This window comes from Variovorax sp. LG9.2 (genome assembly GCF_035018885.1).
GTDB lineage: Bacteria > Pseudomonadota > Gammaproteobacteria > Burkholderiales > Burkholderiaceae_C > Variovorax.
The window spans coordinates 32,292-48,676 of sequence record NZ_JASJXB010000018.1 but is presented as its reverse complement, the minus strand read 5'-3'; the positions used below and the strand labels follow the sequence as shown (position 1 = coordinate 48,676).

At 65.5% G+C, this 16,385-nt stretch carries 16 protein-coding genes; 13 read left to right on the top strand and 3 right to left on the bottom strand.

Annotation, left to right across the window (positions count from 1 at the left end):
• Positions 1-12 precede the first annotated feature (12 nt).
• On the top strand, positions 13-1,533 hold the full coding sequence (locus QN413_RS17925) for a carotenoid oxygenase family protein (RefSeq protein ID WP_323497926.1): 1,521 nt from the start codon (positions 13-15) through the stop codon (positions 1,531-1,533).
• Positions 1,534-1,552: 19 nt separating this feature from the next.
• Here QN413_RS17925 and QN413_RS17920 read toward each other — a convergent pair whose 3' ends face one another.
• On the bottom strand, positions 1,553-2,665 hold the full coding sequence (locus QN413_RS17920) for an ABC transporter ATP-binding protein (RefSeq protein WP_323497925.1): 1,113 nt from the start codon (positions 2,663-2,665) through the stop codon (positions 1,553-1,555).
• 33 nt (positions 2,666-2,698) lie between these two features.
• Positions 2,699-3,430 (bottom strand): FadR/GntR family transcriptional regulator, encoded by a 732-nt coding sequence (locus tag QN413_RS17915; RefSeq protein WP_323497923.1) that lies wholly within the window; start codon positions 3,428-3,430, stop codon positions 2,699-2,701.
• A 190-nt stretch (positions 3,431-3,620) separates the two neighbouring features.
• Here QN413_RS17915 and QN413_RS17910 point away from each other — a divergent pair, with 190 nt between their 5' ends.
• From QN413_RS17910 to araD, 7 genes are read left to right on the top strand one after another with little or no spacing between them, the layout of a single operon-like run.
• Positions 3,621-5,000 (top strand): ABC transporter substrate-binding protein, encoded by a 1,380-nt coding sequence (locus QN413_RS17910; RefSeq protein ID WP_323497922.1) that lies wholly within the window; start codon positions 3,621-3,623, stop codon positions 4,998-5,000.
• A gap of 13 nt (positions 5,001-5,013) precedes the next feature.
• Positions 5,014-5,910 carry a carbohydrate ABC transporter permease gene (locus QN413_RS17905; RefSeq protein ID WP_187052915.1) on the top strand — a complete coding sequence of 299 codons (897 nt, stop codon included), beginning with the start codon at positions 5,014-5,016 and terminating at the stop codon, positions 5,908-5,910.
• Positions 5,907-6,743, top strand: coding sequence for a carbohydrate ABC transporter permease (locus QN413_RS17900; RefSeq protein WP_323497921.1), 837 nt, complete (start codon positions 5,907-5,909; stop codon positions 6,741-6,743). The genes QN413_RS17905 and QN413_RS17900 overlap by 4 nt, the downstream gene beginning before the upstream one ends.
• 2 nt (positions 6,744-6,745) lie before the next feature.
• Positions 6,746-7,561 (top strand): shikimate dehydrogenase, encoded by an 816-nt coding sequence (locus QN413_RS17895; protein WP_323497920.1) that lies wholly within the window; start codon positions 6,746-6,748, stop codon positions 7,559-7,561.
• An 18-nt stretch (positions 7,562-7,579) separates the two neighbouring features.
• Positions 7,580-8,590 carry a tripartite tricarboxylate transporter substrate binding protein gene (locus QN413_RS17890; RefSeq protein WP_323497919.1) on the top strand — a complete coding sequence of 337 codons (1,011 nt, stop codon included), beginning with the start codon at positions 7,580-7,582 and terminating at the stop codon, positions 8,588-8,590.
• Positions 8,591-8,628: 38 nt separating this feature from the next.
• Positions 8,629-9,453: an aldolase/citrate lyase family protein gene (locus QN413_RS17885; protein WP_323497918.1), complete on the top strand. Its 825-nt coding sequence runs from the start codon at positions 8,629-8,631 to the stop codon at positions 9,451-9,453.
• 19 nt (positions 9,454-9,472) lie between these two features.
• On the top strand, positions 9,473-11,254 hold the full coding sequence (araD, locus tag QN413_RS17880; RefSeq protein ID WP_323497917.1) for an L-arabinonate dehydratase: 1,782 nt from the start codon (positions 9,473-9,475) through the stop codon (positions 11,252-11,254).
• Positions 11,255-11,269: 15 nt separating this feature from the next.
• Here araD and QN413_RS17875 read toward each other — a convergent pair whose 3' ends face one another.
• Positions 11,270-12,451 (bottom strand): mandelate racemase/muconate lactonizing enzyme family protein, encoded by a 1,182-nt coding sequence (locus QN413_RS17875; RefSeq protein ID WP_323497916.1) that lies wholly within the window; start codon positions 12,449-12,451, stop codon positions 11,270-11,272.
• Positions 12,452-12,562: 111 nt separating this feature from the next.
• Here QN413_RS17875 and QN413_RS17870 point away from each other — a divergent pair, with 111 nt between their 5' ends.
• From QN413_RS17870 to gph, 5 genes are all read left to right on the top strand, one after another.
• Positions 12,563-14,290, top strand: a complete 1,728-nt coding sequence (locus QN413_RS17870; protein ID WP_323497915.1) for a tannase/feruloyl esterase family alpha/beta hydrolase — start codon at positions 12,563-12,565, stop codon at positions 14,288-14,290.
• Between the two features lie 55 nt (positions 14,291-14,345).
• Positions 14,346-14,657 carry a hypothetical protein gene (locus QN413_RS17865; RefSeq protein WP_323497914.1) on the top strand — a complete coding sequence of 104 codons (312 nt, stop codon included), beginning with the start codon at positions 14,346-14,348 and terminating at the stop codon, positions 14,655-14,657.
• A 95-nt stretch (positions 14,658-14,752) separates the two neighbouring features.
• Positions 14,753-15,160, top strand: a complete 408-nt coding sequence (locus QN413_RS17860; RefSeq protein ID WP_323497969.1) for an FHA domain-containing protein — start codon at positions 14,753-14,755, stop codon at positions 15,158-15,160.
• 183 nt (positions 15,161-15,343) lie between these two features.
• Complete coding sequence (locus QN413_RS17855; protein ID WP_323497913.1) at positions 15,344-15,550, top strand: hypothetical protein; 207 nt, start codon at positions 15,344-15,346, stop codon at positions 15,548-15,550.
• Between the two features lie 42 nt (positions 15,551-15,592).
• Entirely contained in the window at positions 15,593-16,294 is a 702-nt protein-coding gene (gene gph / locus QN413_RS17850; protein WP_323497912.1) for a phosphoglycolate phosphatase, read from the top strand.
• Positions 16,295-16,385: the final 91 nt, after the last annotated feature.

Below are 16,385 nucleotides of genomic sequence, written 5' to 3'. Positions count from 1 at the left end.
AGGAGCCAGGCCATGGACCGCCGTGAACTTCTGCGTCGCCTGCTTGCCGCAGGCAGTGTGTCGCCGCTTTTGCAGCTCATTCCGTCGATGTCGGCCCACGCCGACACGCTCGACGCGCCGGACGCCTGGCAGGCGCAGTTCGATGCCTCGACCATGCCCTGGAAGTCGGCCTTCGCTACGCCGAGGGGCGACCTGCCGCTGACTGCCGCCAGGGTGCGCGGGCGTTTCCCCGATGCCGTCGCCGGCACGCTCTATCGCATCGGCCCGGCCGGCCATGACCTGGGCGGTGAGCGCTACCACCACTGGTTCGACGGCGACGGCATGGCGCATCGTTTCGTGATCGCCGGCAGCGAGGTTCACCACCAGGGCCGCTATGTGGCGACCGCCAAGCGCGCGGCTGAAATGCGCGCCGGGCGGCGGCTGACGGAGGGCTTCGGCACCGTGTTCAAGGGCACCGACGAAGTGACCTCTCCCGACAGCATGAACGTCGCCAACATCAGCATGCTGCACGTGGGCGGCGAACTGCTGGCGCTTTGGGAAGGCGGCTCGGCCACGCGCCTCGATCCGCAAACATTGGAGACGCGCGGCATCAAGACCTGGCGCGCCGATCTTGCGGGCGTCCCGTTCTCCGCCCATCCGAGGGTCGAGCCCGACGGGACGGTCTGGAACTTCGGCGTGAGCTCGAACAGCGGCCTGTTGCTGCTTTACGAGATCGCGCCCGACGGCGTGCTGCGACGTGCCGATGCGCTGCCGCTCGCCGACCTGCCGATGATTCACGACTTCGCAGTGACCGCCAGGCACCTCGTCTTTTTGCTGCCGCCGCTGGTGTACGACGTCAGGCGAAGGATGGCCGGCGCCAGCGTTCTCGACTCGCATGTGTGGCGGCCCGAACTCGGCATGCGCGCGCTGGTCATCGACAAGAAAGACTGGAAGCGGCAGCAGACATTCATGCTGCCAGTCGGCTTTCTGTTTCACCTCGGAAATGCCTGGGAAGAAGAGACCGCAAGCGGCACCGTGGTCCATGTCGACTATGCGCGCTCCGCCGATGCGTCGACCCTCTTCGTAAGCACGCGCGACGTCATGCGCGGCCAGCTGGTACGCGCTGCGAGCCCGACGCTCGCAGTCGCCAGCCTCGACCTTGGAAGCGGCAAGGCGACGCAGGTCGACCTGGCAGCAGAAGCCGAGTTTCCGCGCATCGATCCACGCTCGGTCGGACTGCGACATGGCCACGTGATTCATGCGACGAATCCGCTTGTCGGCCTGCCGATGTTGAGTGCGATCGCCAACACCAACGTCGAGTCGGGATCGTCCCAGGTCTTCAGCTATGGAAAGGAATCGGTGGTCGAGGAACACCTGTTCGTGCCGGACGGTCGAGGCCCGGGTTGGGTGCTGGGCACCGTGTTCGACTATGCGCAGAAAAAGACGGTGCTCTCCTGTTTTGCCGCCGACGCCTTGACCGATGGACCGGTTGCGCAAGCCACCTTGCCGTACGCGCTGCCATTGGGCCTGCACGGGACCTTCGTGCCGACGTAGTGCCTCGAAGTCGGCGAACTCAGGCGACGGCGCGAATCGCCTCGCTTTGCACCGCGCGCTCGTCGGCGCTGAAAAAGTGCAATGACTCGGGCGCAATCGACAGGCGCAGCGTGCCGCTGAGCTGCGGGTTGGCGGTCGGTGCGAGCAACACGAGCTCGCCGAGGGCCGAGCGCAGGTAGCAGAAGGCGCGATCGCCGAGCTGCTCGACGGCCAGCGTTTCGCAGTCGCGCAGTTCCAGCACGACCTCGCCGGGCGCCGGTTCGCCGATGCGGGCCTGCTCGGCCCTGAAGCCGATCGTGGCGGCTTCGCCGTGCAGCCGAAGCGGGACATGAAGCGGCACCTGCTGCGTCGCGTCGCCCAGCCTCAAGAAGGTGCCGCGCGCATCCGGCTCGCAGCGCTGGACCTTGAAGAGGTTGATGCGCGGCGTGCCGATGAAGCCGGCGACGAACAGGTTGGCAGGCGACCGGTACAGCGTCAGCGGCGAGCCGACCTGCTCGATGCGACCCTTGCGCAACACCACGATCTGGTCGGCCAGCGTCATGGCTTCGGTCTGGTCGTGCGTCACGTACACCGCGGTCGCTTTCAACGTGCGCTGCATGCGCGCGATCTCGAGGCGCAGCCGCACTCGCAGCTCGAGGTCGAGGTTCGACAGCGGCTCGTCGTACAGAAAAACCTCGGGCCGGCGGATCATCGCGCGGCCCATGGCCACACGCTGCCGCTGGCCGCCCGAGAGCTGGCGCGGAAAGCGGTCGAGCAGAGGCGTGAGTTCGAGCGTGCCGGCGATCTCGTCGACGCTACGCTGCTGTTCGGCGGCCGACGCCTTGGCCATGCGCAGCGGGAAGGCCAGGTTCTGCCGTACGGTCTTGTGCGGGTACAGCGCGTAGTTCTGGAACACCAGCGCACAGCCGCGGTCGGAGGGCGGCACGTCGTTCATCAATCGGCCGGCGATGCGCACCTCGCCGCCGCTCGGCGTTTCAAGGCCGGCGATCATGCGCAACAAGGTCGATTTGCCACAGCCCGACGGACCGAGCAGCACGGTCACCTGGCCGTCGGGCATGGTGAGGTCGATGTCAGGAATCACCTCGACGTCGCCGAAGCGCTTGCTGATGGATTTGAGTTGGATCTCGGCCATGAATTTCTTTGCTGCGTTGCGTTGAAAAAGGTGTCAGCCCGTGGGCGTATTGGCCGCCTGCGCGACCCCGCGCTGGATGTTGGATTCGGTCAGTCCGAGCAGTTCCTCCATCGCCTTGCGCGCCTCGGCTGGCTTGCGCGCCCAGATCTGGTCGAGCACTGCGCGGTGCAGCGGCAGGCTCTTGCGCGGCGCACCGGGTTGCCGCGTCGACAGCTCGAACGAGGTGCGCAGCGCGGCCTCGATGGTGGCACCGAAGGCCACTAAAAACGGGTTACCGGTGGCGCTCAGGATGGCGTGATGGAACTCCAGGTCGGGCCCCGCATAGGCGACCGGGTCCATGCCCGCAGCATCCATCGCACGGTAGGCACGCTCGATGGCGGCAATGGCGGCATCGGGCGCCGAGGTGGCCGCGAGTTCGCACGCGGCCGGCTCGACGATGCGCCGCAACTGCATCAGGTGTTGCGCCATCTGCACGCGGTCGTTGCCCGACCAGGCCCAGCGCAACACGTCTTCGTCCAGCATGTTCCATTGCATGCGCGGCAGCACGCGGGTGCCGGCCTTTTGCCGCGACACCAGCAGGCCCTTGGCCTTGAGCCGGCTCAAGGCTTCGCGCACCGAGGTGCGGGCCACGCCCAACTGTTCGGCCAACTCGACTTCGGTCGGCAGCGAGGTGCCGTCCCCCCACTCGCCGCCCATCACTCGCCGCGCCAGCGCCTCGGTGACGGCCAGCGGCCCACGCCGCGCAGCGGGGCTGGCCGAAGTCATGGAGGAGATATTCTGGTCAGACATAATAATTTGGCTGATGGAGGTTATACGAGGCGAATTGCGTATGATCTCCGGGTTTTCCACGACGGTACGAATTTAAATTGTCTGTCATATTCCTGGCTGCCAAAGGCAAGGAGCATGTCGAACCTGCCTGCGGTCCATCCCCGGCAGAGCCTCCAGGAGACACACCATGCGCACCAACGAACCGCTTCGAATCGACGCCCAGCGTCGCCGCCTGATCAAGGCCGCCGCCGCCACCGTGGCGGTGAGTGCCGGCAGCACGCTGGCATTTCCGGCCCTCGCGCAGGCCAAGCCCTTCGCTGGCGTGAAGCTGCGCGGCGCTGCTTACCAGCACGGCTTCTTCAACATCCTGCGCAAATACATTCCCGAGTTCGAGGCGCAGACCGGCATGACGGTCGACCTGCAGTTGTCGGCCTTTCCGGTCTACAACCAGCAGGCCGACCTGGAGCTGTCGTCGGGCGGCAGCGCCTGGGATTTCTGCAACGTCACCTTCATCCTGGCAGCGCGCTGGGTGGCGGCCGGGCTGCTCGCCAACCTCGACGATTTCTGCAACGACCGCAAGCTCACGCCGGCCAGCTGGAACCCGGACGACTTCGTCAAGGGTGCGCAATTGCCGTACCTCGACAAGGCCGGCAAGACCTTCGGCTATTCATGGGAAGGCGGCGCCATGTTGATGGGAATCAGCCGCACCGACCTCATGAAAAAGCGCGGCGTGGAAGCACCGCGCACTTTCGACGAACTCATGAAGGTGTGCGACGCGGTCAATGGGCAGGACGGCGGCAGCGGGCCGGTCACCGGCTTCGTCAGCTCGAATCTGCATCACTGGTTTTTGCCACCCTACATCCAGGGCTACGGCGGTGATCTGTTCGTCAACCCGCCCACCGACATCAAGCCGGCACTCGACACGCCGGCGTCCATCGAGGCCACCGCTTTCTACACGACGCTGTTGTCGAAATACGGGCCGCAAGGCGTGCTCGGCTACACCGAAGACCAGGCCCGCGCCGCACTCATCAGCGGCCGTTCCAACATCTTCATCCACTCCAGTTCGTGGGTCACCGCGATGCTCACCTCGCCCGACAGCAAAGTGAAGGACACGGCCCGCGTGATGCGCATGCCGGCCGGGCCGAAGGGCGACTTTCCCGCAGCGAACAGCCAGGGCCTGGGCATTCCGAAGAACGCCAAGAACAAGGAAGCCGCCTGGGAGTTCATCAAGTGGACGCTCAGCCCCGAGCTGACCGCACGCATCGTGAAGGACACCGGCCATCCGTCGATCTGCCGCCGCTCGGTGATCGAGAGCGCCGAGTACAAGCGCATCAATACGGTCAACGGCCAGGACATCGGCAAGCTCTACCTCGAAGTGCTCGACATGCCGAGCAAGACGCACAACTACATGGCCTACCGCACGGTGAAAGAATTTCCGCTGATCGGCGACGTGGTGAACAAGGCGGTCGAGCGCGTGGTGTCGGGCCAGATGCCTCCAGCCGAGTCGATGAAGTCGGCGCAAGAGGCCGCACTCGGCAGCCTGCGCCGCGCTGGCGCGAAAGTCTGAGCCCGCACCGCCGATGGCCGCTGCATCCTACGAACGTCAACGCCGCAGTTTCGTGCGGATGGCCATCGCGCCGAGCCTGCTGTTTCTGCTGCTGGTGGCGGGCTTGCCGACGTTGTTTCTGCTGGTCACCAGCCTGACGCCGGGGGCGCTGGTCAACCCCGGTTCGCTCACCGACTTCACCGAGCCGCTGCGCAACTACAAGCTGCTCGGCAGCGACGAGCGCTTCGTCGGCTCGCTCTGGGTGCAGGCGCGGCTTTCGGTCTACACGGTGGTGCTGCAGGTGCTGCTCGGCACCGGGCTGGCGCTTCTGGTGCACTCGGGACAAGACCGCTGGAAGTCGTTGCGGCACCTGTTCGTGATCCCGATGGTGCTGCCGCCCATCGTCGTGGCGGTGATCTGGAAGCTGATCTACACGCCCGACATCAGTCCGATCTACCAGGCCGCGCGGATGCTCGGCATCGCGCTGCCGGCGATGACGACGCATGTCGACTTCGCGCTGTGGGCAATCGTCATCGCCGACACCTGGGAGTGGGCGCCGTTCACCTTCCTGATGGTGCTGGCGTCACTGCAGACGCTGCCCGCCGAATATGTCGAGGCCGCGCGCATGGACGGTGCCGATGTTTGGCGCGTGTTCGGCCACATCGTGCTGCCGTACATCGCGCCGGTGCTGCTGGTGTGCACGCTGTTCCGGCTGATCGACAGCATCAAGGCCTTTCCGCTCATCTTCCTGCTGACCGGCGGCGGGCCCGGTTCGGTGACCGAGGTGACCAACTACTACGCTTACCTGGTGGCTTTCAACTTCGGCGAGCTGGGCTATTCGAGCGCCATCACCGTGGTGCTGCTGGTGGCCACGGTGCTCATCAGCTGGGCCGCGATGCGGGTCAGCCGCAACCGGGGAATCGACTCATGACATCGCAACGCGTGCTGGCTTTGCGCCGCCGCTGGCCGCTGGCGCGCTGGGCCGTGCCGATCATCCTGCTGGCGATGCTGTTGCCTTTCCTGTGGCTGTTGCAGATGTCGTTCAAGCCGACACCGCTCATCCTCGAATTTCCGCCCCGCATGTTCTTCACGCCGACGCTGGAGCACTACGTCGGGCTCTGGCAAGCGGGCTTTCCGGAGTCGTTCGTCAACAGCCTGATCACCAGCGTCGTGTCGACGGTGCTCGCGCTGCTTCTCGGTATTCCGGCGGCGTATGCGCTGTCGCGCTGGACCGGAAGAGGGCGCTTCGGCCTGGGGCTCGGCATTTTGCTGACGCGCATGGCGCCGCCCATCGCCTTCACCATTCCGTTCTTTCTGGCGTACCGCTGGCTCGGCCTGCTCGACACGCGCACCGGCCTCATCCTGATCTACATGACCTTCAACCTGCCGCTGGTCATATGGATGATGCAACCCTTCTTCGACGCGGTGCCGGAATCGCTCGAAGAGGCGGCATTGATGGACGGCGCCGGCTTTCCGACGGTGTTCTTCGAGATCGTCATGCCGATGGCGACGGCGGGCATCGCAGCCACTTCCATCCTGTGTTTTTTGTACGCCTGGAATGACTTCTTCTTCGCGCTCATCCTGACCCGCACGGATGCGCGCACGGCGCCGGTGGCAGTGGTCAACTTCATGAATTACGAAGGCTGGGAGTGGGGCAAGATCGCCGCCGGCGGCTCCTTGGTGATGGCGCCGGTGCTGGTGTTCTCGATGCTGGTGCGGCGCTATCTGGTCAGCGGTTTGACGGCCGGCGCGGTGAAGGGTTGAGCGTGTCCCACCCACCCCTTACCGGCGCAACGCGCATCGTCCCTATCCTTGCCCATCCGGTCGACCATGTGCGCGCGCCGCGCACCTACAACCCCGCGTTCGCCGCCGCCGGGCTCGACTGGCACATGGTGCCGATGGGCGTCTTGCCGGCCGACCTGAGCGCGACGCTGGCGCAGCTGGCGCGCGTGACCAACCTGCAAGGCGTCAACCTCACCATTCCGCACAAGGCGGCGGCTTTCGCACTGTGCAGCCGGGCCACGGCCGAGGCGCGTGACACCGGCATGGCGAACACGCTGCGACTCGAAGCCGATGGCCACTGGGCCGGCGCCAACTCCGATGGCATCGGCTTTCTCGGCGCCGCACGCGCGAACGGGCTGCTCGATACGGGTAGGCCGGTGGTGATCGCAGGCTCGGGCGGCGCCGGCACCGCGATCGCTTTCGCGCTGGCCGCAGCCGGTGTGCGAGAGATCGACGTGCTGGACACCGACGCCAACCGCGCCGCAGCCCTGCGACACGCGCTGCAGCGGAAATTTCCCGACCTCGTCATCGGCCATCGCCGCGAAGCCCTGGCCCACGCCGGGCTGGCCGTGAACGCCACGCCGATGGGCCTGCACGACGACGATCCGATGCCCTTCGATGCGGCGCTGCTGCCGGCCGATGCCGCGCTGTTCGACATCATTGCCGCGCGCGACACCGAACTGATGACCGCCGCCACAGCACGCGGGCTGCGCGTGCTCGGCGGGCGCCCGATGGTCGAGCACCAAGTGGCACACCAGATCGCGTTCTGGCGCGGCGACCATCACGCCTTGCCCAAGTGATCTAACGAAGAGATCGAGATGCCGAAGAGATACGTGCCCAAGTTCAAGATGACGCGACGGGCCTTGCCGGTTCTCGCCGCCACCCTGGCGCTGTGCGCCGCCCCCGCCCATGCGCAGTCCGCCGCCGACTATCCGCAGAAGCCGATCATGATGGTCGTGCCGCAGCCGGCCGGTGGCGCAGCGGATCAGTTCGCGCGGCCGTTCGCGCAGGCACTGGCCAAGCGCCTGAATCAGCCGATCGTCATCGAGAACAAACCCGGCGCCAACGGCAACATCGCGGCTGCTTATGTGGCGCGGCAACAGTCGGCCGATGGCTACACGATCTTCTTCGGCTCGGTCAGCACGATGGCAGTCAACCCGCATCTGTACAAGACGCCGGGTTTCGATTCGTTCAAGGATTTTCAGCCGGTCACGCTGACCAACCAGACGCCCAATGTGCTGATCGTCGGTGCCGCCACGCCCTACAAAACGGTGGCCGACGTGGTCGGCGACGCCAAGGCCAAGCCGGGCACGCTGACCTTCGGCTCGGCCGGCAACGGCAACACCATGCACCTGACCGGGCTGCAGTTCGAATCCAGGACCGGCACGTCGCTGATCCACGTCCCTTACAAGGGCGGTCCGGCCGCGCTCAACGATGTCATCGCCGGGCAAATCCCGATGATGTTTCACAACCTTTCGGCGGTGCTCGCCTTCGAGAAGGCCGGCAAGGTGCGGGTGCTCGCGGTCGCCGACACGCATCGTTCCAGGTCGTTGCCTAACGTGCCGACGATGGCCGAGGCCGGTGCGCCCGGCGTGGTGCAGCTCGCCTGGAGCGGCATGCTCGTGCGCAGCGGCACGCCAGCGCCGATCGTCGATCGGCTGAACAAGGAGATGCGCGAAGTCCTCAAGGAACCGGCGTTCCGCAAGTCGATGGAAGATCAGGGCTTCGACGTGCTGTCGTCGACGCCGCAGGAATTCGAAGCACGCATCAAGGCCGACTACGCCACCATGGGCGAGGTCATCAAAGCCGGCAACGTGCAGATCGACTGAACGCCACCCGATCCACTCGAACCGAACCGAAAGTGCTTATGCCCGCCATCAACCTCTTCAAACACGCACTCGCCGCCAAGCAGCCGCAAATCGGCATCTGGTCGACGCTGCCGTATCCCTACATCTCCGAGTTGCTGGCCGGTGCCGGCTTCGACTGGATCCTGCTGGACACCGAACACGCGCCGAGCGATCCGGTGCTCATGCTTCAACAGCTGCAAGCGGTGCAGGCTGAAAAAGACAAGCCGACGTCGGCCGTGGTGCGGCCGCCGTGGAACGATCCGGTGCTCATCAAGCAGTACCTCGACATCGGTGCGCAAACGCTGCTGCTGCCCTTCGTGCAGAACCGAGCGGAGGCTGAAGCTGCCGTCGCGGCCACGCGCTATCCGCCGGGCGGCATCCGCGGCATGGGCGGCAGCATGCGCGCCTCGCGCTTCGGTCGCGACACCGGCTATGTGAAAGAGGCCGAGCGCGAGCTGTGCGTGCTGGTGCAGGTTGAAACGGCGGAAGCGCTGGAGCAACTCGAAGACATCGCCAACGTGGACGGTGTCGATGGCGTGTTCATCGGCCCCGGTGACCTGTCCGCCAGCATGGGCGTGGCCGGCCAGGTCAATCACCCGACGGTACGTGCCGCCATCGACGACGCCATCCGCCGCATCCTGGCGTGCGGCAAGGCGCCGGGCATTTTGATGATCGACGAGCCGCGCGCCCGCGAGTGCCTGAACCTCGGTGCGCTGTTCGTTGCGGTCGCCACCGACCAGGTGCTGCTGCGCAAGGCTGCCGACGACGTGGCTGCGCGCTTCAAGTCGGCGTCGGTGCCCGGCGCGCCCGTGAATGCGGCGGCCAAAGCGCCCGCCACCTACTGAATGAAAGCGTCTTCCTCGTATGTCCGTTGATGTTTCGGTGACCCACACCGCCAAGCCGACCCGATCCATCGAAGAGCTGCGCAGCCAGCGCTGGTTCGCCAGCGACGACATTCGCGGCTTCGCGCATCGTCAGCGCATGCAGGCGCAAGGGCTGGCGCGTGAAGCGTTCATGGGCAGGCCGGTGATCGGGGTCATCAACACATGGAGCGACCTTTCGCCCTGTCATGCGCACTTCCGCGAGCGGGCCGAGACGGTCAAGCGCGGCGTGCTGCAGGCCGGCGGGTACCCGCTCGAACTGCCGGCGTTGAGCCTCGGCGAAGTGATGGTCAAGCCGACCACCATGCTCTACCGCAACCTGTTGTCGATCGAGTGCGAGGAGCTGCTGCGCAGCCTGCCGATCGACGGCGCGGTGCTGATGGGCGGCTGCGACAAGACGACGCCCGGGCTCATCATGGGCGCGCTGTCGATGGACATCCCGGCCATCTTCATGCCCGCCGGCCCGATGCTGAACGACCGCTACAAGGGCCAGGCGGTCGGCGCCGGCACGCACACCAAGAAGTTCTGGGCCGAGTACACCATCGGCAACATCGACAAGGCCGAATGGGTCGGGCTCGAAGCGCGCATGACGCGCACCACCGGCACCTGCAACACCATGGGAACGGCCAGCACCATGACCGCCATCGCCGAGGCGCTGGGGCTTTCGCTGCCGGGCGCCATGAGCATTCCCGCCGTCGATGCAGAGCACAGCCGCATGGCGTGGCGCTGCGGCGAGCGCATCGTCGGCATGGTGTGGGAAGACCTGAAGCCTTCGCGCATCGTGAGCAAAGCATCGTTCCTGAATGCCATCGCGGCTTACATGGCGTTGGGTGGCTCGACCAATGCGGCCGTGCACCTTCCGGCGATGGCCGGGCGCGCCGGCATCGAAATCACCATAGACGACCTGGATGAAATCGCGCGCAAGGTGCCGGTCATCGCCAACCTCTACCCCTCGGGCGACAAGCTGATGGAGGACTTTCACTTCGCCGGCGGCTTGCCGGCGGTGCTGAACAAGATCGCCAGGCACCTCGACCTGTCGGCCATGACCGTCACTGGCTGCACCTTGGGTGACAACATCGCCAACTGGCCGTCGACCGACGACGGCACCATCCTCGACCCAGAGACGCCGCTGAAGAAGGGCGATACCGACTGTCCCGAAGCCGGCATGGCGCTGGCCGTGCTGCGCGGCAACCTGTGCCCGGACGGTGCCGTCATCAAGCCGGCCGCCGCCACGCCGAAATTGCTGCGCCACACCGGCCGCGCGCTTGTTTTCGAGTCGAACGCCGAGATGCTCGCGGCGATGGCCGACGAAGCACTGGACGTCGACGAATCGACCGTGCTGGTGCTGCGCAACGGTGGCCCGGTCGGTGGACCCGGCATGCCCGAGTGGGGCAACTTGCCGATCCCTAAGAAGCTGTTGCGCCAGGGCGTGCGCGACATGCTGCGCATCTCCGATGCGCGCATGAGCGGCACCCACTACGGCACCTGCATCCTGCATGTGTCGCCAGAATCGGCGATCGGCGGGCCGCTCGCGCTGCTGAAAACCGGCGACATGATCTGCTTCGACATCGGCGAACGCCGGCTCGACATGCTGGTGTCTGATGAAGAACTGGCCGAACGGCGCCGGGCCTGGGTCGCGCCGGTGCAGCCATTCACACGCGGCTACACGCGCATGTTCCAGCGCGAGGTCACGCAGGCGCATCTGGGTTGCGACTTCGAAAGCCTGTCGGGCAACGGGCCGACGCCGGAGCCAGCCATTTACTGAGGAGCGACCGGTGTCTCAGACACCGGTCAGCGAGATCTCGATCAGGTACTGGTGGCATGCCTCCAGGTCGGGCACGACGCCCAGGCCGGGTGCGTTGGACAGCGTGACGGCGCCGTCGCGCACGACGAAGTTCGGCAGCGCAGTCAGTTCGCGCAGCGGGTTCGGATTGGCGTCGACTTCGACATAGCCCGGACCGCCGACAGCGGTTTTCAGATGCATCGACGCGGCGAGGCCGATGCCGCCACCCAGCCAGTGCGGGCAGTACCACTTGCCGGCGGCCACCGTTTCGAGGGCGACGTCGAGGCACGCGGTAATGCCACCCCATTTGCCGAGGTCGGGCTGGATGATCGACAGCCCTTTCACCGCGATGAACTCGCGGAACTGCGACAGGCCGGTGAGGTTCTCGCCGCCGGCCAGGGTCAGCGGTTGCGTCTGCGCGAGCTCGGTCCAGCGTGGTGCCGGTTGGTCGGCACGCATCGGCTCTTCCATCCATAGCAGATCGAAGCCCGCCATGCGCTGGCCGGCAAGGCGCGCCTCGTCGAAATCCCAGGCCTGGTTGGCATCGACCATCAGCGTCGCTTCGTTGCCCAGTGCGTCGCGCAACAGGCGCAGATTGGCGAGGTCGCGCTCGGCGCCGAAGCCGACCTTGAGCTTGAACGCACGATAGCCTTCGTCACGTTTTTGCAGCGCCAGTCGGTCGGGCTCGGTCGGGTTGATGCCGGAGGCGTAGACCTGGATCGGTGGGGCATGCGCACCGTCTTCTGCGCCATCGGTATCTCCCAGCAGTTGCCAGAGCGGCTTGCCGGCGCGGCGCGCAAAGAGGTCCCACATCGCCGTGTCGACGCCGGCGACGATCTGATGCAACGGACCGTATTCGCCAGTCTGAATCGCCAGCACGGCGAAGCGGCGCGTGAGTTCTTCGAAGCCCTCGCGCGGGTGCGTCCAGGCGTGCGCCATGACCACCGGCTTGCAGTAAGCCAACGCCATCCGCGCGCGATGCTCTGCGCCCACGGTGGGGAAGTTGCACCAGATCTCGCCCCAGCCGACATGACCGTCGGCATCGGTCAGGCGCACCAGAACGGCAGGGCGGTCGCGCATGATTCCGAACGAGGTCTGCACCGGCGGGTCGGCCGGCGCGCGAAACACGAAGACATCGAATTGCCGGATCTGGAAAGGGGTCGACGGAGGCATTTGCATGGCGTCTATTTTCGTTGCAACAAGCGGCTCGCACATGGCGGAATGCGGCCCGACGTGACACATCGCGCTGCTTCATACTGGCACCCGATTTCAAAAAACAACAGGAGACATATGAAGCAATCGACGACCGCGTGGGCGCGTGCCGGCACTGCGCCGCTGGCTCCGCTGGCAGCCCTCACCGTCGCGCTGCTGGCCGGCTGCGCAGGCACCGGCTCGGTCCGCGCCGTGGCCGATCCGGCGGCTGCGTGCGCTGCAATGATGCAGCCGATTCCAGCCGCGGCCATCGGCCTGCCGAGCTCGGGCGCGGTGATCGAATCGGCCACGCTGGTGTCAGCCAGCGAACTCTCATTGACGAATCCATTGCCCTTTGTTCCGCCACCACCCGAAGTGGTGGTGGTGCCTGCCACGCCGCAGTACTGCAGGGTCCTGGGTGCCGTGCAGTCTGTCGATCCGGCGGCGCCGCCGATCCGCTTTCAGGTGAATCTGCCGAGCCAGTGGAACGGCCGCTCTTTGCAGTACGGCGGAGGTGGTTTCAACGGCGTGTTGATCAACGCGGTCGGGCTGCCACCTTCCGCGCGCATCGATCAGCCGTCGCCGCTGGCGCGCGGATTCGTCACCGTCGGTACCGACTCGGGCCACCAGAACGCGCCCGGTGTCGCGCTCCAGGCCTTCGCGCTCAACGACGAGGCGCTCGTCAATTTCGCGCACGCGTCGTACAAGAAAGTGCGCGACGTTTCGGTGGATCTGATGAAGCGCCGCTACGGGCAAGCTCCGGCCAAGCTCTACTTCATGGGCAGCTCCGAGGGCGGCCGCGAAGGGCTGACGCTGGCCCAGCGCTATCCGCAGGATTTCGACGGCATCTTCAGCCGCGTGCCGGTCATCAACTGGGCCGGCCTGCAGGCGGCCGGCACGCGCATGGGCGCCACGCAAACCGGCGACGGCTGGCTGCCGCCGCCGCTCGTCAAGCTGCTGGCGAGCGCGGTGCTGGCCCGTTGCGATGCGCTCGACGGGTTGGTCGATGGCATCGTCGGCAACCCGATGGGGTGCGGCAAGCTGTTCGATCCTGCGACATTGCGCTGCACGGGTTCAGCCACGACCGACTGCCTGAGCGATGCGCAGGTTCAGGCGGTGCGAACGCTGCATGCACCGTATGAATTCAGCTTTCCGCTGGCCAACGGCATTCGCAGCTACCCGGGTTGGGGATGGGGCGGCGAGGCTGCTTCTGGCACCGGGCCGGTGGGTGGCTATGTCAGCTGGCAGACCGGTACCGCGCGACAGTCGTTGCCGGTCGGGCCGACCAGCAGCCGTGCCTGGCTCTATGGCAATGGCGCAATTCAATATTTCTACGCGCGTGATCCGGCGTTCGATCCGAGCCGATTCCGGCCCGAGGATTTCGCACCCCGCGTGCGCGAAGTTTCTGCACTGATGGACTCGACAGATCCGGATCTGTCGGCTTTTCGCGCACGCGGCGGCAAGCTGGTGATCAGCGAGCACTTGGCCGACTACGCGCAAAACCCGTATGCGGGAATCGACTACTACCGCTCGGTGGTGGCGCGCATGGGTCAAGAGCGCGCAGATTCCTTTGTGCGGCTCTACACCACGCCCGGCGCCGACCATGTCGGCACCGGGGCGCCCGTGAGCGTCGACATGCTGCAGACGCTGACCGACTGGGTCGAGCGCGCACACGCGCCGCAAGATCTGGTGCAAGTCGACCTGCAGGCCGTGGCACCGTTTGCCGAAACCCTGGCGCGGCCGATGTGCCGTTGGCCGACACTGGTCAAATACCGAGGGCAGGGTGACCCCAGGCGCGCTGCAAGTTTCGAGTGCGCTGCGCCTTGAAGTTCGTGGCGTTGGCTGACACGAGCGCCTTTGGATTGACCGTAGAGTGCGTCGCATGACGTTCGACAAATCTGAAAAATCCGCTGTCACCGGGAGTGCAGTGCAGGATTCCAGCATCGAGCAGCTGCTGGAAGGCTATGCCGCCCGGTATACGCAGCAAATTCGCGATCTCGCCGAGACCTTCTCGGCGGCGACGACGCGGCTCGGCAGCGCGCAAGGAGATCCGTCGACCGCACTGGCAGACGACGTGCGTGCGAGTGCAAGAAAGCACCGTGTCGACGCGGATTTGCTGCTGGCTGCGGTCGCTGACTACGCGGTGATCGAGTCGCGCTCCGAGGCGCTACACCGCTCCCGCGCAGGACACTGATCGCGCAAGCTGCTGCGCCGGTGCGGGCCGCGTGGTTATCATGAAGCTCGCAGGTCGCGGCGGACTTTTCGGTTGCCAACCCGGCGTTGGACACCATGCCCAAACTGATACTGACGAGATCCGGTGGCGACCTTGAATCGGTCGAGTTGACCGCCCCGGAAACCACCCTCGGCCGAAGCCTGCATAACGACATCGTGCTCCACGACATCGCTGCGAGCCGTCGACATGCGGTGATCACTGTCGATGCAGCCTTCGTGACCATCCGTGATACCAACAGCCGTAACGGCACTTTCGTCAATGGCCAGCGCGTGGTGACGCAGACTCTGGCCGACGGTGACGTCGTTGACCTCGGTGGATGTGCGATGTGTTTTGTGTCGGGAGATCAGCAATACAGCGAGGTGGTTGCCCAAGGGGTTTCTTCAGTGCCGAACTGGATCGTCGACGACCTGGAAGAACACGTACCGACTGCGCCGGATGTGCCCCTGCAGTTACGGCGCAAATAGCTGCAGGCAGCTCACTCGAAGCACATTAGGTATGTTCGTTATCGAACAATGAGAAACATTCGACACTGTTGGACGAATGATGCAGCTGGCCCGAAATTGAGGCCGGATTCTGTGCACAGCTTCCTATGAGATGCAACTTCTCAGCCAGAAACTGTCGACTTCACGTAAACACGGGAAGCACATATGAACGCCGCCACATCGTTGGCTCTCGCTGTCAAGGAGCTAGAGCCAGGGGAATTCCACTGGATGTTGCTCGAGGAAGACGGCTCGTTGGAGGATGGATTCAGCTTCAAGCCGAGGCGGATCGGCGAGCCGGAAACCGACACTGCCGCCGCGTGGGTGGCAGGCTATCTGGCCTTGCGCGCCGCGCTGCGCGCAGCCAAGCGGTAACAGCCGCCAGGGTCGACGCCGAGCGCAAATAAAATCGGCGTCGTGAAATCACTTGTCTTCGACCTGTCTCGCTACGACGCCACGATCATCGACCTCGACGGAACGATGGTCGACACGCTGGGCGATTTCGTGGCCGCTCTCGGCCTCATGCTGAACGAACTCGGCCTGCCCGGCATCACCGCCGAGACCGTCGAGCCGATGGTCGGCAAGGGTTCCGAACACCTGATCAGTTCGGTACTCGACCATGTGCTCGCGCCAACCGTAGCCGCGCGAACAGCGTCGCTCTTCGATCGGGCCTGGACGTCTTACCAGTATCACTACCGCCTCGTCAACGGGCAGCAGTCAGCCGTTTTTCCGGGCGTGCGCGAGGGCCTGGAACTGTTTCGGTCCCGCGGGTTGCGCCTGGCCTGCATCACCAACAAACCGACCGATTTCGCGCGTCCGCTGCTGGCGGCAAAAGGACTCGACGGCTTCTTCGAGGTGGTGTTCGGTGGCGATGCGTTCGAGCGCAAAAAGCCCGATCCAATGCCGTTGGTGAAGACTTGCGAATACCTCGGAACGTCACCAGCCCGCACGCTGATGCTCGGTGACTCCAGCAACGATGCGCGCGCCGCGCGCGCGGCCGGTTGCCCCGTCGTGCTGGTGACCTATGGCTACAACCACGGGGAGCCGGTGCGCGATGTCGATGCCGATGGCGTCATCGACGCCTTCACCGATTTCGGCAGCGTGCGAGCGGGCGCTTGACGTTCGGCGTCGGCGGTATGCCGTCGGCCATCAGATCACCTGTGCCAGTCTTCGACCACCGAGGCGATTTCCGGCATCGTGGCCTGCTCGA